The organism is Alcanivorax sp. IL3 (assembly GCF_047495465.1).
Classification (GTDB): Bacteria; Pseudomonadota; Gammaproteobacteria; order Pseudomonadales; family Alcanivoracaceae; genus Alcanivorax; species Alcanivorax jadensis.
The window spans coordinates 1,201,724-1,225,710 of sequence record NZ_CP179931.1 but is presented as its reverse complement, the minus strand read 5'-3'; the positions used below and the strand labels follow the sequence as shown (position 1 = coordinate 1,225,710).

Sequence of the window (23,987 nt, the reverse complement as noted above, 5' to 3'; positions counted from 1 at the left end):
TCGCTTCAGGCCCCTTCGCCTGACCTGACAGGGTCCGCATGGACGGACCCATTTTAACTTACTCCGCGATCCGTTCCGGATAACGGCGTACCCCATCGACCCAGGTCCCTCGCACCTGGATAGACGACCAGTCACCGATAAATTCCCGCGGATCGCGATCCAGCCAGACCAGATCCGCGCGCATGCCGATACGCAACTGCCCTACCCGATCTGCTACGCCCAGCTGCCTTGCAGCATCCACGGTCACTGCCTGCAGGGCCCGCTCCAACGGGATCGCCTGCTCCGGCCCCAGCATGGCGCCAGATGCGGTACGGCGCTGGACCGCATTCCATGCCAGTTGCAACGGCTGAAACGGCACCACCGGTGAATCCGCATGCAGGGTGAAGCGCAGCCCGGCATCAGCCGCTTCCGCCAGCGGGCTGATGCGTGCAGCCCGTTCCGGGCCCAGGAAAATATCCCGGTGGCGATCACCCCAGTAGTACACATGGTTGTTGAAGAAAGAGGGAATCACATCCAGCCCCTGCATCCGCGTCAGTTGCTCACCGGTGGCCATCTGGGCATGGATCAGTACCGGTTGTACGGTCACGTCCGGGCACTGCTGCCGAGCCGCGGCCACCGCATCCAGGCTCATGGTGATGGCCGCATCGCCATTGGCATGGATCGCGGTCTGCCGACCAGCACAGTGGAATTCCACCACCTGCTCGGAGAGCTGCTGCGGCGACTGGTTGGGAAAGCCCAGATATTCCGGCGGGTGATCCTCGGGGACGGCAAAATAAGGGTCGTTGAGAAAACCGGTATAGCCTTGCAAGGAACCATCACTGACCAGCTTCACCGACCCCAGGTGAACTCGCTCACCCTCTGGCAGGGTCCACTGGCCATCCTGCCGCGCCTGCTCGGCCGCCGCATCCGGCCAGATACTGAACCGCAGCGGGATCAGTCCGAACCGCAACGCCGGCACCAACGCCTTGATGGTGGTGGTATCGGCCAGGCCGTTCTGGGCGAAGGTAATACCCCGTGACAGGTACAACCGTGAGGCCCGGCGCATGACACGGTAGCCATCCATGGCCGACAGTTTCAACAGGTTGGCACGCACCGGGTTGAACGCGGTCTCTGCCAGCAAGCCATTGAGACGGCCGTCGTCATCGCGACCATAATAACCACCAGGCGGATCCGGCGCGTTCTCGTTGATGGACATGGCCTTCAGGGCCGCCGAATTCACCACCCCCAGATGGCCAGAGATGTGCAACACCATGATCGGTCTGGTTTCACTGACTGCATCCAGCTCCGCCCGGGTAGGATAACGCTGGTCACTCACGGTGGTGTCGTCGAACCCGTAGGCCATCAGCGCCCCGTCCGGGCGCCGCTGAGCCAGGGTACGCAACCGCTCGAGCAGGGTATCAATACTGTCCAGGTCACCAATCGGCGGACTGTTGGCATCCACCGCCACCGCCGACAGTCCCTCACCGGGGAAATGGCCATGGGCCTCGATAAAGCCGGGCATCAACACCCCGCCCTGCAGATCCACCACCCGCACATCGCGACTCACCTGATCACGCAATGCATCGCTGTCACCCAGCGCCACGATCTCGCCGCGCTTGACCAGCATGGCATCCACCTGGGGATTGCCCGGATCCATGGTCAGAATGGTACCGTTGGTAAACAGCTGCACAGGGGGAGGTGGCGGATTAAACCAGCGGTGCACTCCGGCCACGCCCGCCGCCAGCAACGCCAGTAGCGATACGGCCCCGATAAACCAGACTTTTTTCATAGTGATCGCTCCTTGGCAGCGTGCTAGCGCTGACTCTGCCGTGACCCGCCTGCGGCCTCAAGCGGCAATATCACATTTGTTAATGAAACAGATCAGATTACCCCATACCTGTTCCCGGCCCCGGCGCGCTATAGTGAAGCCCGACGTGCAGGTGGCGCACCAACTTAAAGCAACTTTCCTGCACCAGCATGAGGAAAATGCGGCACCATCCTTGCATTAACCGCGGTGAATTTTGACAGCCACGCATCGTGGACTCCCGCTGACAGGCAAAACCGATAGCGGGATCAACTGGAGACAACGCACCATGAAAGCATCAGATTTGTTCGTTCGCGCCCTGGAAGCCGAAGGGGTTGAACACGTCTTCGCCATCCCCGGGGAAGAAAACCTGGACCTGTTGGAGTCCCTGCGCGGCTCGAAAATCAAACTGGTGATTACCCGCCACGAGCAGGCCGCCGGCTTTATGGCGTCCACCTATGGTCGACTCACCGGCAAAGCCGGTGTCTGCATGTCCACCCTGGGCCCCGGCGCCACCAACTTCGTGACCGCCGCCGCCTATGCCCAGCTGGGCGCCATGCCCATGGTGATGATCACCGGCCAGAAGCCGATCAAGACCAGCAAGCAGGGCCAGTTCCAGATCATTGATGTGGTCGACATGATGCGCCCGCTCACCAAATTCACCAAGCAGGTGGTCAGCGGTGACAGCATTCCCACCCGCATCCGCGAGGCCTTTCGCCTGGCCCAGGAAGAGCGCCCCGGCGCCACCCACCTGGAATTGCCGGAAGATATCGCCCGCGAACATTCCACCATGCCGGTGACCGAGCCCAGCTCAACCCGCCGCCCGATTGCCGAAGACAAGGCCATCTGCAGGGCCATCGAGGCCATCCAGGGCGCCCGCAAGCCGTTGTTGCTGGCCGGTGCCGGCGCCAACCGCAAGCTGACCAGCAAGATGCTGCGCCAGTTCGTGGAAAAATTGGGGATCCCGGTGATCACCACCCAGATGGGTAAAGGGGTCGTTGACGAAACCGGTCCGCACTTCCTGGGCAACACCGCCCTGTCCGACGGCGACTTCGTACACCGCGCCATCGACCAGGCCGACCTGATCATCAACGTGGGCCACGACGTGGTGGAAAAGCCGCCGTTCTTCATGCGCCCCGGTGGTGCCGAAGTGGTCCACATCAACTTCAACTCCGCCCAGGTGGACCCGGTGTACTTCCCGCAGATCGAAGTGGTGGGCGACATCGCCAACAGCCTCTGGCAGCTCAAGGAACGCCTGGAGCCACAGGAGCATTGGGGTTTCTCCGACTTTCACCGTATCCGCGATGCGCTGCAGAAACACATCCGTGAAGGCATCGTGGACGACAGCTTCCCGATCCGCCCGCAACGGCTGGTGGACGAGATCCGCAAGATCATGCCCGAGGATGGCATCCTCACCCTGGATAACGGCATGTACAAGATCTGGTTTGCCCGTAACTACCCGGCCACCAAGCCCAACACCGTGTTGCTGGATAACGCCCTGGCCACCATGGGTGCCGGCCTGCCCTCCGGCATGGCCGCCAAGATGGTGCACCCGGACCGGCGCGTGATGGCCATCGTCGGCGACGGCGGCTTCATGATGAACAGCCAGGAACTGGAAACCGCAGTGCGCCTGAAGCTCGACATCGTGGTACTGATTTTGCGCGATGACGGCTACGGCATGATCAAGTGGAAACAGAACGACATGGATTTCCAGGACTTCGGTCTGGATTTCGGTAACCCGGATTTCGTCGACTATGCCCGTTCCTATGGCGCCTATGGCCACCGGGTGGAATCCACCGCCGGCCTGGGCCCCCTGGTGGAAGAGTGCTACCAGACCGGCGGGGTGCATGTGATCGACTGCATGGTGGCTTACGGCGACAACAGTCGCATCCTCAACCGGGAAATTCGCGAGTTGAGCAGCAAGTTGTGACGGCCAGTGCCTCGCCCTTCCTCATGCAAGCATGACTTCCCACAAAGACAGAACCCTGTGGGAAGCGATGCTTGCATCGCGAAGGGTCGGGGCACCAATCCGCGACTCTCTGAGAGTGCTTAGCCAGCGACAACCTCTTCCATTAAGGAACCGACATGCTAAAAGACGCCTACCCCTACTACCTCGCCAACGAAGCCGTCTTCGCCAACCAGGACCTGGATGTCACCGACAAATACAGCGGTGAAGTGGCCACCCGGGTGGCCATGGCCGATGCGGCCACCATTGATAAAGCCATCGACGCCGCCGACAAGGCCGCTGGCGCCATGGCCAAACTGGCCCCCTACGAACGCCAAGCGATTCTCTACCATTGCGTGAAACGCTTTGAAGAGCGCTACGACGAACTGGCCCTGGCCCTGTGCATTGAAGCCGGCAAACCCATCAAGGATGCCCGTGGCGAAGTGGGCCGCCTGATCGACACCTTCCGGGTAGCTGCCGAAGAAGCCGTGCGCATTGATGGCGAAATGCCCAACCTGGAAATCTCCGCCCGCGCCAAAGGCTATCGCGGCATGGTCAAGCGCGTGCCCATCGGCCCCTGCTCATTTATTTCCCCGTTCAACTTCCCGTTGAACCTGGCCGCCCACAAAGTGGCGCCGGCCATCGCTGCCGGTTGCCCCTTTGTGCTCAAGCCGGCCAGCCGTACGCCCATCGGCGCCATCATCATCGGTGAAGTGCTGGCGGAGACCGATCTGCCCAAAGGCGCGTTTTCCATTTTGCCCTGTCATCGCGAAGGCGCCGACCTGTTCACCACCGACGAGCGCTTCAAACTGCTCAGCTTTACCGGCAGCCCGGATGTGGGCTGGGACCTGAAAGCCCGCGCCGGCAAAAAACCGGTGATCCTGGAGCTGGGCGGCAATGCAGCCGTGATCGTCGATGAAGATGCGGACCTGAACGATGCCATGGAACGTATCGTCTTCGGCGCCTTTTACCAGTCTGGCCAGAGCTGCATCGGCGTACAGCGCATCCTGATCCACGATGCCATCTACGACGAACTGAAAGCCAAACTGGTGGAAAAAACCGCCGCCCTGAAAATGGGCGACCCGAAAGACGAAGACACCTTTATCGGCCCGGTGATTTCCGAAGGCGAAGCGAAACGTCTGGAAAACTGGATCAATGAAGCGGTGGATGCCGGCGCCACCCTGCTGGTGGGCGGCAAGCGCGATGGCGCCATGCTGCAAGCCACACTGCTGGAAAATGCCCCCAAGGGCACCAACATCGTGGAAGAGGAAGCCTTCGGCCCGGTGGCGGTGGTCAGCCGTTTCAGCGATTTCGACGACGCGTTGAACACCGTCAACGAATCCAAGTTCGGCCTGCAGGCCGGCATCTTCACCCGCGACCTGTACAAGGCCCACAAAGCCTGGGACGAACTGGAAGTGGGCGGCGTGGTGATCGGCGACGTACCCAGCTGGCGGGTAGACAACATGCCCTACGGCGGCGTGAAGGATTCCGGCCTGGGCCGAGAAGGCATTCGCTGGGCCATCAACGACATGACAGAAGAACGACTGCTGGTGATCCGCACCCCGCAGTCCTGATCAGTTACCTTCCTCTGGACCAGGGAGTACGGGCCCGTTATCGCAAGGTAGCGGGCCCGTTTCTCGATCACGTTGAATAATTAGCCAAAAAAACCAGGCCCCTGGAACTGCCCTGCATTAGACACATGGCTGCTTCACCAAGCGCTCACCGTTTATTTGCTACCAATAGCACTCCAATTACTACCATCCATCCGCATTTTACGTCCTATTACAGGTTTCTTGTTTACTAAGAAAATTGTCCTAGGCATATTTGCGTCACACCAGAAGTGTGACTTACTTCACATATTTTCATACCAACATCCGGTCTGAGACCGGCCAGGAGAACCCAATGAAGAAACTCTATACGGCTTCTGCACTGACTGCGGCCCTACTCTGTGCCCCCCTGGCTAGCCAGGCAGCCACTGAAACCGACACCTTCGAGGTACTGCTCACTCTGCTTGCCTCATGCACTATTGATCAGGCCACGGATCTGGATTTCGGCACACAGACCGAAGCCGATGTGAACGCCGGGGGCGTCACCTCCACCAGCACCGTCGGTGTTACCTGCTCTACTGGCACGGCCTACGATATCGGCCTGAGTGGCACCAATGGCAGCCGCGCCATGACCACCGCTGCAGGATCATCGGTAGCGTATGAGTTGTACCAAGATGCCGGTAACAGCACCGACTGGGACAATACCAGCGTGGTCTCCGACACGGGTAACAGTGCCCAGCAGGATTTCACCGTATACGGCCTGATTCCCGCCCAGACAGCGACCATTGATGCTGCTGACAACATCGATGGCGACACCGGTATCGACCTGAGTGATACCGTCACCGTGACCGTCACATTCTGATCCGCATAGCCGACGTTTACCGCCCCCACTGTGGGGCGGACACATTCGGGGATGCATTTGCGTGAAAATATTACCCACGTCAATTCGCCGCTTGCCAGAGAGTCAGGTGCTCGCCGCCCCTGCCTGCCTGCTCGCGGCGTTTTTGTGCTGGTCCGGACCTGCCTGGGGGCAAGATTCACGGCTTGCAGATGCCGGTGAGGCACAGCAGAGCCAGGTATCTCTGAATCAAACCTTCTCGCAGTCAGATGTTGCCCGCCTTCGCGCCCAGGCCCGTGGCAACAGTAACGCTGCCTATATTGCGTATCCGCAACTTATCCTCAACGGCGCAGCTACTGCTCACATGCTGCCCACTCAGGTCTATGGCCAAGAGCTGGCCGTAGAAACCCGGGAATTACAAAAAATCGGCGTTAAATTTCCGACACCGCCACAGGCCCAATGGCAGAGCCTTGATGAGATGGGCATTGCCGGTCGGTACGATAACAATGCCCAACAGATCAATCTGGTTGTACCTGCAGAGTGGCTGCCTAACCAGTCGTTCACGGCTGGTACCTTCCAGAGCAACACTCCGGTGCAGCGGGGCCAGGGTGCACTGCTGAATTATGATGCGTTCAGCACTCGACAGGAAAACGGTGACCAAACCACCTCTGCCAGTCATGAGGCCCGCTTTTTCGGAGACTGGGGCGCTTTCAGCAGCAGTGGGGTGGTGCGTTGGAACGATTCGGACCCGGAGACCTCCGGGGACTATGTGCGGCTGGACAGTTTCTGGCGCTATACCAACCCGGACCAAATGCGCACCTATGTGGTTGGCGACACACTGAATGGGGCATTGAGCTGGACCCCGACGGTACGGCTCGCCGGTGTCCAGGTGTCACGCAATTTTGCCTCTCGCCCGGATCTGATTACCTTCCCGCTTCCTGAAATCAGTGGCTCCGCAACACTTCCGTCTGCTCTGGAAGTCTTCGTCAACGACTTGCGGCTCACAGAACAGGATGTTCAGCCGGGTCCTTTCCTGCTGGAAACCTCACCCCGCCTTACCGGGCTAGGGGAAGTCCAGGTCGTCACCACTGACACCCTGGGGCGGCAAGTCAGCCAGACCGTTCCCTTTTATGTCAGCCCACAATTGCTGCGAGAGGGTTATTGGGACTATTCCGCCACGGTGGGCGCCCCCCGGCGCTTCTATAGCGTGCGCTCCAATGATTACGACAACGACCCGGTCGCCACCGGGGTAGCACGTTATGGCCTCAACGACGGCGTCACTCTGGAAGCCACCGCAAATGCCAGTGAATCCCTCACCAATGCCGGCGCCGGCGTAGTGTTCCGCCCCGGATTACTGGGGGTCAGCAATGTGTCTCTGGCGCACGGCGAGGATGACATCAGCCAGGGGACGCAGTGGGCGGCCGGGCATGAATTCCGCACCCGCCGTTTTGGTCTCAGCGGTCAATACACACGCCGCACCGAGGGGTACAGAGATCTGGGCAACAGCCTGGATATTCGCCCGGCCATCGAAAGCAGCCTGCAGATCAATGGCAGCCTGAACCTGGGCCGCCGCCAGGGCAGCCTCAATGCCAGCTATCTGGACACAAAGCTATTTAATGGCGATGAAAACCGCTTTCTGGTGATTGGCCACAACCGTACACTTTGGCGGCAACTATCGCTGACCCTGAGTGTTAACCAGAACCTGGATGATAGTGAGGATCGCACCTGGCTGGCCTCGTTCAATTACTATCTCGATCGCTCCCAGGATCGCCCTGTGCAAGCAGGCGCGCGTATCAGCCATGATGAAAAAACCGACGATACCAGCACCGTTCTGACCCTGCAGCGCCAGGTGGAACAGTTCTGGGACCTGGGCTGGGATCTGGCCTATAGCCCAGATTCAGACGGCATCCGGCGGGCCAGCGGTCGCTGGTGGACGCCTTATCTGGATGTGCAAGCCGGCGTGTTCCGTCAGCAGGATAGCACCAATACCTTTGCCAACCTGAGCGGTTCCCTGGTGACCAATTACGAAGACGTGTTTGCCGCCAACACCATGAACGACAGCTTTGCCATTGTCGACGCCGGTGACTTCACCAATGTCCCGGTTCGCCGTGCTAACCGGGTAATCGGCCATACCAATCGCAACGGTACATTGTTGTTGCCCGACATGATTCCTTTCACGGAAAACAAGCTGAACATTGATGTCAACGATCTGCCGGTGGATGCCCGGATCGGTGACACGGAATTACTGATCAAACCCGCAGACCTTACCGGCATCACCGCACGCTTCTCGGTGGAACAAATACACAGTGCGGTTGTTGTGATACATGATCCCCAAGGCAAACCGCTCCCTGCCGGAAGCCGAGCACTCTTCAGTGACGACGATGTCACTGTAGTGGGCTACGATGGAGAAGTATTTATTCAGGGCCTGGAGGCGGGCGAGAATACGCTGGATATTATTGACAATGGCAAACGGTGTACCGCCGATTTCAATTTCACACCCGCGCCAGGAACCTTGCCACGGATTGGTCCCTATACTTGTCATCCAACGTCTGAAACCAGCAATCCATAAAGAGTAATGTGCATCATGATCAAACGCTTTGCTGTCCTCATCGTCCCCGTGCTGCTAACCCTGGCACCCTCATTAATGGCCGGACAGCTAACCGTGGCTCCCATCCGGCTCACCATGAGCCCGACGCAGCCCAACGCCACCTTCACCCTTACCAATGGCTCCAATGAAGATGGCTTCTACCAGCTACAGCTTTTTGCCTGGGAACAGGAAGGCGGTGAAACTCAGCTCAAAAGACAACAGGATCTGGTAATCACCCCCCCGGTGACCATGATCCCAGGCAACAGCGATCAGATAGTACGAGTAGTGAGGCAACGGCCTACGGACTCTGAAAAGGAAAAAAGCTATCGCCTGATCATCAGCGAAGTCCCGGACACCGAATCGGAACGCGGCGCCCAACTGAAAGTACTACTCAGGCTTTCAGTACCGGTATTTGTCGGAGACAAGAGCCAGACCCATGCGCTGTCAGTCACGCGACAACAGGGTCGCTTTGTCATTCATAACGGTGGCAATGGCCATGCCCGTCTTGTCGACGCCTATTGGCTGGATAATCAACAACAACGCCACATTATTCACAAAGGCCTGGCAGGTTACGCGCTTCCCGGTAGCGAGCTGAGGCTGGACACCGATGACTTTAGCGGCCAGCCTGTTGCTGTGACCTTTACCGCCAACGGCAAGAGCCTGACGTTGCCCGTTGAGGAGGAAAAATGAAAAGGGGAAACGTGCTGCTGGGCGGTGCCGTACTCTTTCTAACGCCCTGTGCATGGGGTGCTGTAAATTGCAGCTTACAGGGCAGTCCAACCCTAGACTTCGGCAACGTGGATCCCTTTACCGGCGGTAATGTACTAACACAGGTTACGGTGAACTGGTCTTGTACCCGTGGTTTCTTTGATTCGAACCAGAACACCATGTGCGTCCACGTCGCCAATGACAACAGCGGAGGCATGCTACCGAGACGACTGGTAGCCAATAGCAATCAGCCCCCGTCTATCCCCTTTAATGTCTATACCTCTGCAGCCAGAGTAGAGGTAGTCGGGCAACCGGGCGGAGCTACAAACTCCGGCATACCCGTCAATGTGAACATGCCGTTCTTCACCTTCAATGACAGCGGTACCGTTACCCTATATGGGTTGCTTCCTGGCCCGCTGCCGGGCACCACTCGAGCAGAGTTTCATCAAGCACTGATGACCGGCTCCCAGGTACGCGTGCGCACGGGCGGCTTCAACCAGAGCTGCAGTGCAGGGGCCGGCGCCATTACCGACAACTACACCCTGACCGCCCAGGTAACCATCCCGGATCAATGCCAGGTGGCAGCCACCGATCTGGATTTTGGTACCCGTAATACTCCCCTCGCTCAAGTGGATAGCACCTCCACCGTGACCGTGCGCTGTACAAACAGTACCGACTTCGAGGTCGGCCTCAACGGAGGGCTTACCGGTACTCGGGAGATGACCAATGGCACCGATCAGGTGGCCTACGAGCTTTATCAGGATGCGGCCCGCTCCGTAGACTGGGGTAACACGCCAGGCACCCTCCAGACGGGTATCGGGCTGGGCACTGGCTCAGCAATAAACCTCACAGTTTACGGGCGCGTTTTCGCCAACCCCACCGCCGAGGCGGGCAGTTACTCCGATACCGTCACGGTTGAAGTTACGTTTTAGGCCGACACAAGAAACCCGTCTCCTCCTGACGGCAAAGGCCCTGATGTTATTGAGCGCTTGGCAAAAACAGGCAATGGTTGTTCCTCGGCCATTGCGGTAGTAACGGTCACTCAATAAGCGTTTTCTGTATCGCGCTCGCGTGAAACTGTTGCTTTTCCCTGTTCCCCAATCGATACCATTTCTGCTGCTGGAACCAATGAGCCATCGACAGGGTCACGAGCAGACAATTGATGATGATATTCCAGCGCCCGCTGCCATTGCTCCAGAAACCAGCGTCCCTGACTCAGACTTTGCAACGCCAGATCCAGGGATTGGCGGGACAGTTTGCCAGCCATGGCATTCGCCAGCAGTGCACTCTTGGTACTTTCATATTGCCCAAGCAGAGACGCATCCGCTCCCCGTTCACCGCCACGCTGCCAGTCCTGTTCCATCACTCTGCTGGCATTGGCAAACCAGTGTGACAGTAACGCCTGAATAACAGGCCAGTCAGAGTGGCGCTGCATGGCCAGGCCGAAACCATTGAGCCGTTGCAGGGTTTCATCCATGTTCACCAGGTTTCCCTGCAGCCGCCACCCCATCTGAAAGGCTGCCACCTGCTCATCCACCAGTTGTTGTCGAGCCACATCGGCAAGGAAATCCCCCACACCGGCATGCAACCGGGTTCGATCCGCGATTTGCTCCAGACGATCAGAATCAGGTGCCGGTAAGGTGGCCAGCGCCTGCGGATACTGCGCCAGCAAACGCTGCATTTCCTGACTCAGCGCCACTCTCGCCGCATCCGGTAATGTCACCAGGTTTCTGTCGAGAAATTGTAGCTGTACGGTGCTCTTCTGACGCTCACCAAAACGGCGCAAGAGGAAGCGGCTCAGAGGCGGTTCCAGCGGCCACATCAGTGCAATGCCCAACAGGTTGAAGCAGGTATGGAACAGCGCCAGTTGCGCTGCGGGATCACCATCCAGCTGCCACAGCCCGGCCAGGTAGCCCACCAGGTCCAACAAGGGGCTCAGTAATAACAGCGCCATCACACCAGTGAGAATATTGAACAGAACATGGGCCACCGCCAGACGTCGCGCATTGGCCGTCGCCCCAAGCGTAGCCAACAACGCTGTGGAGGTAGTGCCCACATTCGCGCCGATCACCACTGCCGCCGCCTCGCGAAAACCCAACAACCCGCCAGCCAGAGCCGTGAGCACCAACGCTACAGCGGCACTGGAGGACTGCATCAGGGTGGTCAGAATAATACCCACCAGAATCAGCCACACCAACGGTGTGCCGGCATCGGGTAACGGGAAACTCTCTCCCATGTGCTGGAACCCGCTGGACAGTACCTCGATGCCCAGAAACAACACGCCAAACCCCGCCAGCGCCATACCCAGATTGCGATAACGGTCCGCCGGCGCAAACACCCGCATCAGGGCACCGATACCCACCAATGGCAGGGCGATGGCATTGATCTGAAACTTGACCCCTACCAGCGCCACCACCCAGGCCGTCAGCGTGGTACCCAGATTGCTGCCAAAGATCACCCACACCGCCCGTTCGAATCGCAACAGGCCGGTATTGACGAAACCCAGTGCCGCCACCGTTATGGCGCTGGATGACTGCACCAGCGCCGTCAACAAGGTGCCGGACAACAGACCACGCAGGCGATTGCGAGTCCAACTGGCCAGCAGCTTTTCCAGTGACGCACCGGCAGCCACTTTCAGCCCTTCGGTGATCAACCACATGCCCAGCAGAAAAAGGCCCACACCACCCAGTACCGTTGTTACATACTCCATTGCTACGTCTCTGCTCCTTGTCAACAAATCAGTGACGGACTGCTGTCATACTATCTGCGTTTCACTCCCTGGCGTCATCACTATCGCTTCAGCCATGATGAACCACGACGATCAGACAGACACGGAGAGCAATGATCATGCAAGACGCCCCTTCCCTGCCCGATGACATGCAACCCTGGTCTGCCGGTTATGGTGTTATTCAACACAATGACTCTACCCTGTCGCGCCTGAAGACGCTGCTGGATAAGGCCGGCGACCCGGTCACCCGCGGACGCTGGCTGGCACTGCTGGCAGCAGCGGATCGCCTCACCTGTATGGGTATGTGGCTGGTAGCCAACATGACCTACGTGCAGCGCCCGCGGCTGGATGGCCAACCGCTGACTGCCGACGATTTCAAGCAGACACCGGAAGGTCATACTGGCGGTGCCCTCAACATGGTGCCGGCCTATGTCGGCTATCTGCTCGCCAACAGTCTGAGCGGCAAGACCCGCAGCTGGCTCATGGGACAAGGGCATTGCGTGGCGGCCATTGATGCGGTGAATCTGCTCACCGGCAATCTGTCTCCGGCCCATGCGCAACGTTACCGTCTCGACGAGGCCGGGCTCGCCCGTTTTGTGGCAGATTTTTATCATTACGGCGTCAAGGCAGACGGTTATCCGCAATCGCCACTGGGCAGCCACGTCAACGCCTACACTGCCGGCGGCATCATGGAGGGAGGCTACCTGGGATTTGCAGAACTGCAGTACGCCCACATGCCATTACCCGACCAATCACTGGTGGCATTTCTCAGTGATGGCGCCTTCGAAGAACAACGTGGCAGTGACTGGACGCCTCGCTGGTGGCGGGGCCAGGACTGCGGCGACCTGTTGCCGGTGATGATTGCCAACGGCCGCCGTATTGACCAGCGTACCAGTCTCAGCCAGTCCGGTGGCAGCAGCTGGTTCGCCGGCCACCTGACCCTCAACGGCTTTGATCCGATCACCATCGACGGGCGCGATCCGGCAGCCTTTGCCTGGGCCTTGCTGGAAGCGGAACAACGTCTGGGCAACCTGCGTCGGCAAGCTGATTACCCAGCCCCGCTGCCCTACATCATCGCCGAGACGACAAAGGGGTTCGGCTTTCCCGGTGCCGGCACCAATGCTGCGCACAACCTGCCACTGGTTGATAACCCGGCCAGTGATGCGAAAACCCGCCAGCGATTCAACGACGGCGCCGGCGCGCTTTTTGTGCCGCCGGAAGAACTGCAGGCAGCAGTCGCATTACTGAACAATCATGGTTACAGCCAGCGCCCACTGGAGCGGGACCATCCCCTGGCAGAACCGGCGCCGGTTTCCCCATTACAGTTCCCCGACCTGGCAGGCCTAACACTACCCGCCGCTCCCATGGCGGCCATCGACCAGGCCTTTGTGGCACTGGTGAAAGCGAACCCGGCATTACGGGTGCGGGTTGGCAACCCGGACGAGATGCGCAGCAACCGTCTCAATGAAAGCCTGGACCTGTTGCAGCATCGGGTCACCGATCCGGAGCAAGGCATTGCCGAATCCCTGCATGGTTCGGTGATCACCGCCCTCAATGAAGAAGCGGTGGTATGTGCCGCCCTGGCCAACAAGCAGGGACTCAATCTGGTTGCCAGCTACGAGGCCTTTGCGGTGAAAATGCTCGGCGCCATGCGCCAGGAAATTCTCTTCTCGAGACAGCGCCGCCATGCCGACCGAGGCCCCCACTGGATCAGCGTGCCGATTCTGCTGAGTTCTCACACCTGGGAAAACGGCAAGAATGAGCAATCCCACCAGGACCCAACCCTGTGCGAAGCCTGGCTGGCGGAAATGCAGGATGTGGCGCCGGTGCTGTTTCCGGTGGACGCGCGCAGCGCAGTGCAGGCACTCCTGAAAATCTACCGCAGCCGGGGGCAGGTCGCCGTTCTGGTGGTGCCGAAAAATCCCCAGCCCGCGCAACTCAGTGAAGAGCAGGCCCGGGAACTGACGGACCAGGGCGCCCTGTGCCTGCATCAGGACCCGTCGCCCCGGGTACAGCTGGTAGCCATCGGCGCCTACCAGCTGGTGGAAATGCAACGGGCCAGCCAGCGCCTGAAAGAGCATGGCATGCCCCATTGCCTGTCGGTGATACAGGAGCCCGGACGTTTTCGGCTCCCGCGCGATTCCGAGGAAGCGCAAAGCCTGCATTCCCTCTCCGCCATGACACAGCTGTTGCCAACCGTGGCGGAACGGGTATTCCTGGTCCACGGTCACCCGGAAGTGTTCAGCGGTGTGATGCGCCCGCTGGATACCGGTGAACGCAGCCGCTTCCTGGGCTATCGCAATCGCGGCGGTACACTGGACACCTTCGGCATGCTCTACGCCAACCACAGCACCTGGGCCCATGTCTTGCAGCAGGTAGCGGAGCTACTGGGCCAGCCGGCCACGCCCTGGCTGACCACTGATGAAAATGCCGCGGCTCAGGGGCTCGGCGACCCGGATGCCCTTCGCTGATGGCGGCGAGAACGCAGGCGGCGGATCAGCCATTTTTCCATTTCCACTGCCAGCAACAATAACAGCGCCACCGCCGCTGCCTGCCCCCAGAAAGCCGGGGACAGGGGGCGGGAAGCGAACAGGGTTTGCATGAAGGGCACCACGAAAAACAGCCACTGCAGCAGCAACACGGCCAGCACCGCCATCAGGGTTGGCAACAGTCTCGTCAGCGACAGATCGGACCAGGCAGGGGCCAGTAGCCGGCGGCAGGCAAACAGGTAGGTAATCTCAATCCATACCAGGGTGAGCACCGCCATATTTCGCGCCAGATCCAGATCCGTCTCGGCGAAACGGCTGAATTGCCAGAACACCAGCGCGGTGCCCAGGGCACCCACCCACAGCAGGCGCCCCAGCAACAATGGCGATACCAATCCCTGGCTGGGTGGCCGTGGGGGGCGGCGCATCAGATCCGGTTCGCCGTGTTCAAACCCTAACGCCAACGCCAGGGTGACTGCCGTGATCATGTTTACCCAGAGTATCTGCACCGGGGTAATCGGCAGCGGCGTACCGAGCACCACCGCCACCAGTAATACCGACGCCTCGATAAGACCAGTAGGCAACAGAAACAGCAGTGCCTTGACGATGTTGTCGTAGACCGTGCGCCCTTCGCGCACCGCCGCCGCAATGGTGGCAAAATTGTCATCGGTGAGCACCATGGCCGACGCATCACGGGCCGCATCGGTGCCTTTGCCGCCCATGGCGACGCCGATGTCGGCGCGCTGCAGCGCCGGCGCATCATTGACACCATCTCCGGTCATCGCCACTACCTGCCCCCCGGCCTGCAACCGCTCCACCAGACGCAGCTTGTCCGCCGGCGAGGTGCGGGCAAACACATCTACCTCGGCCAGCACCTGATCCAGTTGTCCGTCATCCAGTGCAGACAATTCCTGGCCGGTGATTACACGCTGGCCGCGCAGCCCCAACTGGGCGGCGATGACCGATGCGGTACGGGGGTTATCACCGGTAATCATCTTGACGCGAATACCGGCCTGCTGGCACTGCGCCACCGCAGTGACCGCTTCCTGACGGGGCGGATCCGTGGTGCCGGTCAAGCCGAGGAACACCAGCCCCTGCTCCAGATCCGGATGGCCAATAGGACGGTCCATCGAGGGCATGACCTTGCAGGCCAGTCCCAGCACCCGCATGCCCTCCCCGGCCAACCTCTCCAATTGCTGTTGCCAATAGTCGCTATTCAATGGTTCGGCGCCGTCGCCGCTCTGTTGCTGATCGCACAGCGCCAGCAAGCGCTCCGGCGCGCCCTTGACCATCAGCATGGGCTGACCCGCCACTTCGTTGAGAGTGGCCATGTAGAGCCGCTCGGCGGCAAAGGGCAATTCATCCCTGCGCGGACACTGCTGGCGAAACGCTTCCGTCAGTCCAGCCTTGCGCGCCAGCACATACAAGGCCCCCTCGGTGGGATCACCCTGCATCACCCATTGCCCATCACGCTGGTTCAGGTGGGAGTCGTTGCACAGCATGGCCACCTGGGCGGCGCGGGCAAAAATCTCCAATGCCGCCGGGCTGTTGCTCTCAACCAGGCCTTGCGGCGCATACCCCTCGCCGGACAACTGCACCTGACCAGCAGCGGTGACAAAAGTGCGGGTGGTCATTTCATTGCGGGTCAGGGTGCCGGTCTTGTCGGAGCAGATCACCGTCACCGAACCGAGCACTTCCACCGCCGGCAACTTGCGAATCACCGCATGGTTCCTGGCCATCCGTTGCACGCCTATGGCCAGGGTAATGGTGACCACCGCCGGCAACCCTTCCGGAATCGCCGCTACCACCACCCCCACGGCAACCCGTAACAATTCGCCGGGCGCCAGCCCCATGATGCCGGCCCCCCAGGCCAGCCCTATACCGCTCACCACAATGATCAGCAACGCCAGTTGGTGACCGAAACGAGTCAGCGCCCGGGTCAACGGGGTCACCGGCGCACTGACCGTGGCCACCAGGTTCCCGATGTGCCCCAGCTGGGTTGCCATGCCGGTGGCCACCACGACGCCCTGGGCGCTGCCTGTGGTCACCAGGGACCCCATCCAGGCCATATTGCGCCTTTCCGCCAGGGGAAAATCGCCGGGTAACGAATCCTGCTGTTTGGCAACCGGTACCGATTCGCCGGTGAGCATGGCTTCGTCACAGTGAAGCTCACGCACCTGCAGCAGGCGCAGATCTGCCGGCACCCGGTCCCCGGCGGCCAGTATCACCACATCCCCCGGCACCAGCTCACTGGCTTCCAGGGTATGCGGCCGACCATCACGAAGTACTTGGCAATGGGAAACCAGCATGCATTGGATCGAGCGCAGGGCGGCCTCAGCCTTGCCTTCCTGAACGAAGCCCACCAGGGCATTGATCACCACCACCAGCAGGATTACCGTGGCATCACTGTAATAGCCCAGCAGCAACGCCAACAGCGCCGCAGCCAGCAGGATATACAGCAGTACGTTATGAAACTGGCTGGCCAGGCGCCGCCAGACACTGCGAGGCTTCTGCTCCAGCAAACGGTTTTCGCCGAAGCGGCCACGACGAGCAGCCACCTGCTCACTGGTTAGCCCCTCAGCCTGACTCTCCAGGGCATCGAGAGCGGCAACCCCGCTGTCGTTATGCCATTGCGGGTGCGCGGAAGCATCCATTGTGGGCCTCAGGAAAAATCTGGCGAGAACGCTACCTGGGGCTCGGCCACAGACACCGGAATCCCCATCTCACTCAAGGCACCGGCCAGACTTTCCAGCGCCTCCGGCTCGCCATGGACCAGACGAAACCGGGGCTCTCCACCAATGCCCTTTGCCCAGGCCAACAGCTCATTACGACCGGCATGGGCAGAGAAACCGCCCAGCGTATGGCACTGGGCACGCACCACAAAACGCTGCCCGAACATGCGGATATGGCTGGCCCCATCCACTATCTGCCGCCCCAGAGTGCCGCGTGCCTGGTAGCCAGTGAACACCAGATGATTACGTTCCTGCCACAGACGGTGCTTGAGGTGATGACGGATACGGCCTCCGTTACACATGCCACTGCCAGCAATGATAATGGCGCCACGCTCAATGCGGTTGATGCGCATGGACTGCTCCACGTCGGGAGTGGGAGAGAGCACCGGCAAAAACTCTTGCAGTGAACGGGCCCCGAAATGGGCCATCACTCGCTGATCATCTTTATCCATGGCATCCAGCCACTGGTCATAGAGTCGTGTGACTTCCAGCGCCATGGGGCTGTCCAGAAACACCTGCCAACCGGACAGCAGACCCCGGTGATACAGACAGCCCAAGTGGAACAGTAATTCCTGAGTTCGACCAACCGCAAAGGCCGGCATCATGATCACACCATCATTGCGCGCCTCGGCGATGATCTGTTCCAGCTCTGTCATGGTGTCTTCCTGGCTACGGTGATCACGGTCGCCGTAGGTACTTTCCATCAACACCAGGTCTGCACGTTCGGGCACTTCAGGTGGCCGCATCAGCACGCGCTGGCTGGCCCCCAGGTCACCGGAAAAGACCAGCGTCCGAGGAAGCTCCCCGGCCACGGTCAACACAACCACCGCGGAGCCGAGAATGTGCCCGGCATCCAGCAGGCTCAAATCCAGGCCAGACAGAATCGTTTCATCCTGGCGATAACTCAGTGGCTGGCACTGTTCCAGCACCTGGCGCACATGATCGAGGGTATAACGGGGACTCAACTGGCGGCGGCCGGCACGACGGCGACGCAAGTTACCATTGTCCAGATCACGCTGGTAAATACTGGCAGCGTCCTCGAGCATAATCGCCAGCAGGTTTCGGGTGGCATGGGTGCAGTAAATCGGCCCGCCAAAGCCTTCTGCCACCAGCAGGGGCAACAGACCACTATGGTCCAGGTGAGCATGGGACAGCACCACCGCATCAATATCCCGGGGATTGAAGTCGAAACGCTCCTCCTGCAGACGTTTCACCACATCACCACCCTGATGCATACCGCAGTCTAGCAACACGGACTTGCCCTGCACGGTTAGCCGGTGACAAGAGCCGGTCACCTCTCCTGCCGCCCCATGAGACGTTACCGTAATAGCCGGTTCATTATCCTTAGCCATCATTCTTGCCCCTGCCCGTGAATCAGATTTGCCGGCGTCCACTGGCCGGAACGTTCGGGCGACAGCATCACCTCCACTCTCCGGCAGACTGCAGCACCCCGCCGAACATGCCGCCCTGTCAGGTAACAGAATGTCATTGTGGACACGCTACATCTACATTTTTACCGTGGAATTGAACAGTAATCTGTCACACATCAATGAAAAATCGGTTAACTAACACCTGCCATTTTTCGGTGCCCAATGGATCTTCCGTTAAACCTGCTTGCCGCACTATTACTGCCTCTACCCACCGATGGCGGCAACCTGGCGCCCGAGTGGTACCAGCCGCACGTGGACGTGCAGTGGCAGATCCAGCTACAGGGTGAGGTCAACATCGGCTATGACGTAGATCTCTATGTGGTGGATCTGTTCGATACCGAAGAGAGTGTTATTCAGGACCTGCAGGCCGCTGGCAAAAAGGTGATCTGCTATTTTTCCGCCGGGACCTACGAAAACTGGCGCCCGGACCGCTACCGTTTCCTGCCCACTGACAAGGGCCGACGCCTGGGTAACTGGCCGGGCGAGCGCTGGCTGGATATCCGCTCCCTCAATGTTCGCAAGCGCATGGCAGATCGTATTGAACTGGCCGCGCAAAAAGGCTGCGATGGGGTCGATCCGGACAATGTGGATGGCTATACCAATGAAACCGGCTTCCCTCTGAATAGCAGGCAGCAGCTCTCTTATAACCGTTTTCTGTTTCGCACCGCCCATCAGTACAGCCTCGCCGTATCCCTGAAAAATGACCTGCAACAGGTCAGGGAACTGGTGGATTATGCGGATTTTGCCATCAACGAATCCTGCCATGAATGGCGCGAGTGTCACCTGCTGCAACCCTTCATCGATGCCGGCAAACCGGTACTGCATATTGACTATCGGTTCAGCCAGGATGCAGGGGAGAGAACCTTCCACTGCGAACATATGGAGATTCTGGGCTTCCGCTCAATGACCCTTCCCCTGGCGCTGGACGACAGCTTCCGCTTCAGTTGCTTCTAAGCCATTTCCGGCCCCATTGATCAGGATCAACATCCTGGTCTGTCCTGTCATGGGCGGGCTGCTACACTGGGAACCTGGCTCTTCAGGAACCCGGTTTTTCTATGCATGATGCCCTCACACTCATTGTTGTTCTGCTCGGCACCGCCGTGGCTGCCGTGGTGCTGTTTCGGCGGCTTGGTATGCCACCCATTCTGGCCTACCTGCTCTGCGGCCTTGCTGCCGGACCCTTCGGCTTTGGCTGGGTCAGCAATACCGACGGCATTCAACACCTGGCCGAGTTTGGCATCGTTTTTCTGTTGTTTACGCTGGGCCTGGAATTTTCCATCCCACGGTTGATGACCCTGCGCCGTATCGTCTTCGGCGCCGGCCCGCTGCAAGTCGCCCTCACCGGCCTGGCAGTGTTCGCTATCATGCGGTTGCTCGGGTTTGACTACACACCCTCTCTGATTACCGCCTGTGCTCTCTCCCTCTCCTCAACCGCCATTGTGATCCGCGATCTGATATCCCGGGGATCGGTCAATACCGGCTACGGCAGAACCTCCACTGGCATACTGCTGTTCCAGGATCTGGCCGCCGTGATCATGCTGGTGATGTTGCCGATCCTCACTCAGGAAAACAGCGGCCCCATGTGGTCCGTGGCGTCACTGACGCTGGGCAAATCCCTGCTGTTGTTTGCCGGTATCTATGTGATCGGCCGTTGGGTGCTGCCACGCATGCTGGAAGAAACCGGCCGCGCCCGTTCCGATGAGGTCTTTGTCATGACCGCCCTGCTACTGGCATTGCTGGCGGCCTGGGTAACTCACTGGCTGGGCCTGTCCATGGCCCTGGGCGCTTTTCTGGCCGGCATGATGCTGGGCGAGAGCCACTTCCGCCATCAGATCGAAGCCGACCTGCGCCCCTTCCGGGATCTGCTACTGGGGCTTTTCTTTATCAGTGTCGGCATGCTGGTGGATCCGAACCTGTTCGCCGATCAGTGGCACTGGATCATACTCGCCGCTGCGGCATTGATGCTGTTCAAGGGGCTGCTGATATTTACGCTGCTGCGCTTGTTGAAAGAGCGCAGCGATACCGCAATGCGAAGCGGGCTGATTCTCTCCCAGGCGGGGGAGTTCGGTTTTGTGCTGGTTGCACTGGGGGTCTCTCATCAGCTGATTACGCCGGACAAGGCTGGCTTGCTGGTCTCCATCGTGGTGCTGACCATGGTGTTCACGCCCGCATTGCTGGATAACAGCGGTCGTCTTACCCGCCGGCTGCTACAACGCTGGCAAAGAATTCCTGAAGACACCCCGATCTCCGATGAAACCCGCAACCACGTGATCCTCTGCGGCTATGGCCGGGTGGGTCAGAACCTGATGCGCTACCTGAACAGCTTCCACATGAAAGCCGTGGCGGTGGACCGGGATCTGGTACGACTACAGGAAGCCAGCGCCGCCGGTGAACACATCCTGTTTGGTGATTCCAGCCGCAAGGAAATCCTGGTCAATGCCGGTATTCAGCACGCTCGCCTGCTGGTGGTGACCTTTGACGACCCACGTCTGGCAGAGCGCATCCTGCATACCGCTCGGGAGCTCAATCCCAATATCCGTATCCTGGTACGTACCCGGGACGACACTTACCTTGATGCGCTGATCGATGCCGGTGCGGAAGAAGTGGTCCCCGAAGTACTGGAAGCTTCGCTGATGCTGGTTGCCCATGCCCTGATGATGCTGGATGTGCCCTTCGACCGGGTCATGGCCACGCTGCGCAAGACCCGCCGGGAACGCTACCGCATGTTGCAGGGCTATTATCACGGCGACACCCTGCCCACTACCGACAGTGCCGGCAACCCGTACCGCCTGTTGCATGCGGTGACATTATCCGACAAGGCCCGGGGCATCGGCCGGAGCATTGCACGCTGTGCATTACGGGATGTGGAAATCCGGGCGGTAAAACGGGATGACCAGACACTGGAAAGCCCTGACCCAGAGCTGGTTCTCGAGCCGGGAGATACGGTGATTCTTTACGGTCCGCTGGAAGCAGTGGAAGCTGCGGAAAACCGCTTGCTGGGAGGGTAAGGCAGTAGCAAGTTACAAGTAGAAAGTTGCAACGCGCGATAGCTATAGTCGATGCAGCACCGACAGTGACCGCGCTTCAGCGCGAGTTATCACATCATTAAAAAACCGCCGCTGGAACGCGGCGGTCGTGGTTATCGATTGGCACACTGGTCGCGCGTTGCAACTTGCCACTGACCATCATGGCAAACGCAACAACACCCGTAATCCCTCCTGCAGATCCGACTCCTGCACATAACCCACGGCACCCGGGTTTTGTTTTACCTGCTGAACCATGTCCCGGGCATTCTTCACCTGCCGTGGCGGCATACCCTGGCCGGTGAAAATCATTCTGGCCCAGTAGCTTTTCAATTGCGACGCGGACTTGCCCGTGGCGCCCTCATAGAAGCGTTCGCGCTGCTGGCTGCCCTCCGGCATATCCAACACGGTCACGGTATAACCGCCAAAGCGGGACGCATTATCCATGTAAAGCTGACGGACTTCATGACGATCCATCTGCGCCAATGGCGAAGACTCCGCCACTATCACCAGCATGCCGGCGGATGATAACGCGGGGCAGCACAGGACAAGGAAGACAGCACACACTTTCTTCAACATGATCATTCTCCCTTAAAAGGCCGCATCTACGGTGAGCCGGAATACCGTCGGTTCTTCCTCTTCGATGGAAGGTGCCGACCCCTGGGGAGTGAACAGACCGTTGGTCATGATCTTGTCGTTGCTCATGTCATAAAAGCGCTGTGCTTCCAGTTTCACGGCAACGCCCACTTCCAGCTCGTAACGCAAACCCAGCGTCCAGCTTTTACTGCGCACCTGATTGGCTGCAGAGAAGTTGGCGGCGACCGGTCCTTCGCTCTGTGCTTCACTGACGCCGTGGGCATTGGCAGCACCCCAGGTCACATGCGGCATCCATGGCCCGAAACGATACCCTGCGCTGACATAACCGCCCCACTTGGTGGGGAACCAGCCTTCGATACCCAGCTGGGTACGCTCTGCCATCAGCACCATGGCGCCGTTGTCATACTGCAGGCCCACACTGCTGATATAGGTCTGGGCCTCGTCCAGGCTGACGGGCGCTTCCAGTGCCGCCACCGGCAGACCGGTAGGGCCGGCAAGGTCGGTCAGATCCAGGGTCACTTCCGCATGGCTGTAACTGAGCCAGCTGGTCCAGTCCCGCCATTGGCTGGTGAGATTGATGCCGGTCAACTCGCTGACTTCATACACCACCGGTGCGGGCAGCGAAAAACTGGGCACATCGGTGGCACCGCCATATACATTGAGACGATGGGAGACCGGACCAGTGTTCAGATTCCAGCTCAGGTCCACCCCTTCCATGGTGTCAAACGGCACCACGTCGTAGGCTTCACCGGGCAAGGTCGCCCAGTGGTAGGTGTAACCCACATTGTTGTACTGGGTGTGCATGAAAAACGGCAACACCATACGGCCGGCCCGAACCGTCACCGACGGCGACAGATCATGGCTCAGGTAAGCCCACTGCACTTGTGCATCGTAATCATCCCGCCCCCGGGCCAGCACCTGTACCGTAGCACTGGTCTCATCGCTGATGGTTGCATTGAACTGGATCCCCGCACGTGACAGCTCCCGGTGGGAAATCTCGTCGGTAGTACGATCGATGTAATCGATCGGGTCACCATTATTGGCGCGAACATGAACATCGTGACGGGTAACGCCATAGGTCATGAAGCCGTTAACGGAGAGGCGATCGCTCCAGTTGTTCTGCTTTTCGTATTGCTGCATTTCCAGTTGCTCAAGACGCCGCTCCATGTCTTCCAGCGACGCAGGAGATTGCGCCTGGACCACCGGCGCCAGCAACAACACGGCTGGTACCAACATCCTGGTAGTGGTTGTCATCAGGTTCCTCTGATTACGTTGTTATTATTGTTAAAGGCACCGACCCGCCGTTCCCAAACGGTATCGGAGTCTGTCCACTGTGGGTGAGGGAAACGTCGCCTGCAGTGCCGGTTATCCACACGGCACTACCGCCCATCACACCAGAGCACGTAACCCTTTGAATTTAGTACGAAAGAACCAAAGAAAGGTTACCCGTGGTAGCACCAAGCCATCATTTCCCCACGCGCAGCCCCCCCATTCCATCAGCGCCCCGGCATGAATTGCCCTACAAAGTGAACAGTCGTAAACCCTTTTGCTTGCCAAATCCTCTCTTCACCCCTATTTTGTGA

The 23,987-nt window shown here is 59.4% G+C and carries 15 protein-coding genes; 9 read left to right on the top strand and 6 right to left on the bottom strand.

Annotated elements, in window-relative coordinates; genetic code table 11:
* Nucleotides 1-58 precede the first annotated feature (58 nt).
* The gene (locus ACMG4M_RS05785) at nt 59-1,768 is read right to left on the bottom strand and encodes an amidohydrolase (RefSeq protein ID WP_414430900.1); all 1,710 of its coding nucleotides are present in this window, start codon (nt 1,766-1,768) and stop codon (nt 59-61) included.
* A gap of 304 nt (nt 1,769-2,072) precedes the next feature.
* Here ACMG4M_RS05785 and ACMG4M_RS05780 point away from each other — a divergent pair, with 304 nt between their 5' ends.
* The 6 genes from ACMG4M_RS05780 to ACMG4M_RS05755 all read left to right on the top strand — a co-directional run bounded on the left by ACMG4M_RS05780 (nt 2,073) and on the right by ACMG4M_RS05755 (nt 10,340).
* A complete protein-coding gene (locus tag ACMG4M_RS05780) occupies nt 2,073-3,713 on the top strand; it encodes an acetolactate synthase large subunit (RefSeq protein ID WP_035248964.1) in 1,641 nt (546 codons plus the stop codon).
* Nucleotides 3,714-3,868: 155 nt separating this feature from the next.
* On the top strand, nt 3,869-5,302 hold the full coding sequence (locus ACMG4M_RS05775) for an aldehyde dehydrogenase family protein (RefSeq protein ID WP_414430899.1): 1,434 nt from the start codon (nt 3,869-3,871) through the stop codon (nt 5,300-5,302).
* 328 nt (nt 5,303-5,630) lie between these two features.
* Nucleotides 5,631-6,137, top strand: coding sequence for a spore coat U domain-containing protein (locus ACMG4M_RS05770; RefSeq protein ID WP_272974892.1), 507 nt, complete (start codon nt 5,631-5,633; stop codon nt 6,135-6,137).
* 61 nt (nt 6,138-6,198) lie between these two features.
* On the top strand, nt 6,199-8,682 hold the full coding sequence (locus ACMG4M_RS05765) for a fimbria/pilus outer membrane usher protein (RefSeq protein ID WP_414430898.1): 2,484 nt from the start codon (nt 6,199-6,201) through the stop codon (nt 8,680-8,682).
* Nucleotides 8,683-8,697: 15 nt separating this feature from the next.
* The gene (locus ACMG4M_RS05760; protein WP_414430897.1) at nt 8,698-9,390 is read left to right on the top strand and encodes a molecular chaperone; all 693 of its coding nucleotides are present in this window, start codon (nt 8,698-8,700) and stop codon (nt 9,388-9,390) included.
* Nucleotides 9,387-10,340: a spore coat U domain-containing protein gene (locus tag ACMG4M_RS05755; RefSeq protein ID WP_414430896.1), complete on the top strand. Its 954-nt coding sequence runs from the start codon at nt 9,387-9,389 to the stop codon at nt 10,338-10,340. Before ACMG4M_RS05760 ends, ACMG4M_RS05755 begins: the two co-directional genes overlap by 4 nt.
* Before the next feature lie 110 nt (nt 10,341-10,450).
* Here the strand turns inward: ACMG4M_RS05755 and ACMG4M_RS05750 are convergent, their stop codons facing one another.
* On the bottom strand, nt 10,451-12,118 hold the full coding sequence (locus ACMG4M_RS05750) for a Na/Pi cotransporter family protein (protein WP_052042969.1): 1,668 nt from the start codon (nt 12,116-12,118) through the stop codon (nt 10,451-10,453).
* A 137-nt stretch (nt 12,119-12,255) separates the two neighbouring features.
* On the opposite strand from ACMG4M_RS05750, the gene ACMG4M_RS05745 reads away from it, so the two are divergent.
* Nucleotides 12,256-14,607 carry a xylulose 5-phosphate 3-epimerase gene (locus tag ACMG4M_RS05745; RefSeq protein ID WP_035249029.1) on the top strand — a complete coding sequence of 784 codons (2,352 nt, stop codon included), beginning with the start codon at nt 12,256-12,258 and terminating at the stop codon, nt 14,605-14,607.
* Here ACMG4M_RS05745 and ACMG4M_RS05740 read toward each other — a convergent pair.
* Together ACMG4M_RS05740 and ACMG4M_RS05735 are read right to left on the bottom strand one after the other, a co-directional pair.
* The gene (locus ACMG4M_RS05740; RefSeq protein ID WP_414430895.1) at nt 14,574-17,276 is read right to left on the bottom strand and encodes a cation-translocating P-type ATPase; all 2,703 of its coding nucleotides are present in this window, start codon (nt 17,274-17,276) and stop codon (nt 14,574-14,576) included. The two genes, ACMG4M_RS05745 and ACMG4M_RS05740, sit on opposite strands and share 34 nt — an antisense overlap.
* 8 nt (nt 17,277-17,284) lie before the next feature.
* A complete protein-coding gene (locus ACMG4M_RS05735) occupies nt 17,285-18,709 on the bottom strand; it encodes an MBL fold metallo-hydrolase RNA specificity domain-containing protein (RefSeq protein ID WP_414430894.1) in 1,425 nt (474 codons plus the stop codon).
* A 237-nt stretch (nt 18,710-18,946) separates the two neighbouring features.
* Here ACMG4M_RS05735 and ACMG4M_RS05730 point away from each other — a divergent pair, with 237 nt between their 5' ends.
* Both ACMG4M_RS05730 and ACMG4M_RS05725 read left to right on the top strand, forming a co-directional pair.
* Complete coding sequence (locus ACMG4M_RS05730; RefSeq protein WP_414430893.1) at nt 18,947-19,738, top strand: endo alpha-1,4 polygalactosaminidase; 792 nt, start codon at nt 18,947-18,949, stop codon at nt 19,736-19,738.
* Between the two features lie 101 nt (nt 19,739-19,839).
* Nucleotides 19,840-21,792, top strand: a complete 1,953-nt coding sequence (locus ACMG4M_RS05725) for a monovalent cation:proton antiporter family protein (protein WP_035248976.1) — start codon at nt 19,840-19,842, stop codon at nt 21,790-21,792.
* 177 nt (nt 21,793-21,969) lie between these two features.
* Here ACMG4M_RS05725 and ACMG4M_RS05720 read toward each other — a convergent pair whose 3' ends face one another.
* Together ACMG4M_RS05720 and ACMG4M_RS05715 are read right to left on the bottom strand one after the other, a co-directional pair.
* Entirely contained in the window at nt 21,970-22,386 is a 417-nt protein-coding gene (locus ACMG4M_RS05720) for a hypothetical protein (RefSeq protein WP_272974883.1), read from the bottom strand.
* 12 nt (nt 22,387-22,398) lie between these two features.
* Nucleotides 22,399-23,658 carry a hypothetical protein gene (locus ACMG4M_RS05715; protein ID WP_272974882.1) on the bottom strand — a complete coding sequence of 420 codons (1,260 nt, stop codon included), beginning with the start codon at nt 23,656-23,658 and terminating at the stop codon, nt 22,399-22,401.
* Nucleotides 23,659-23,987: the final 329 nt, after the last annotated feature.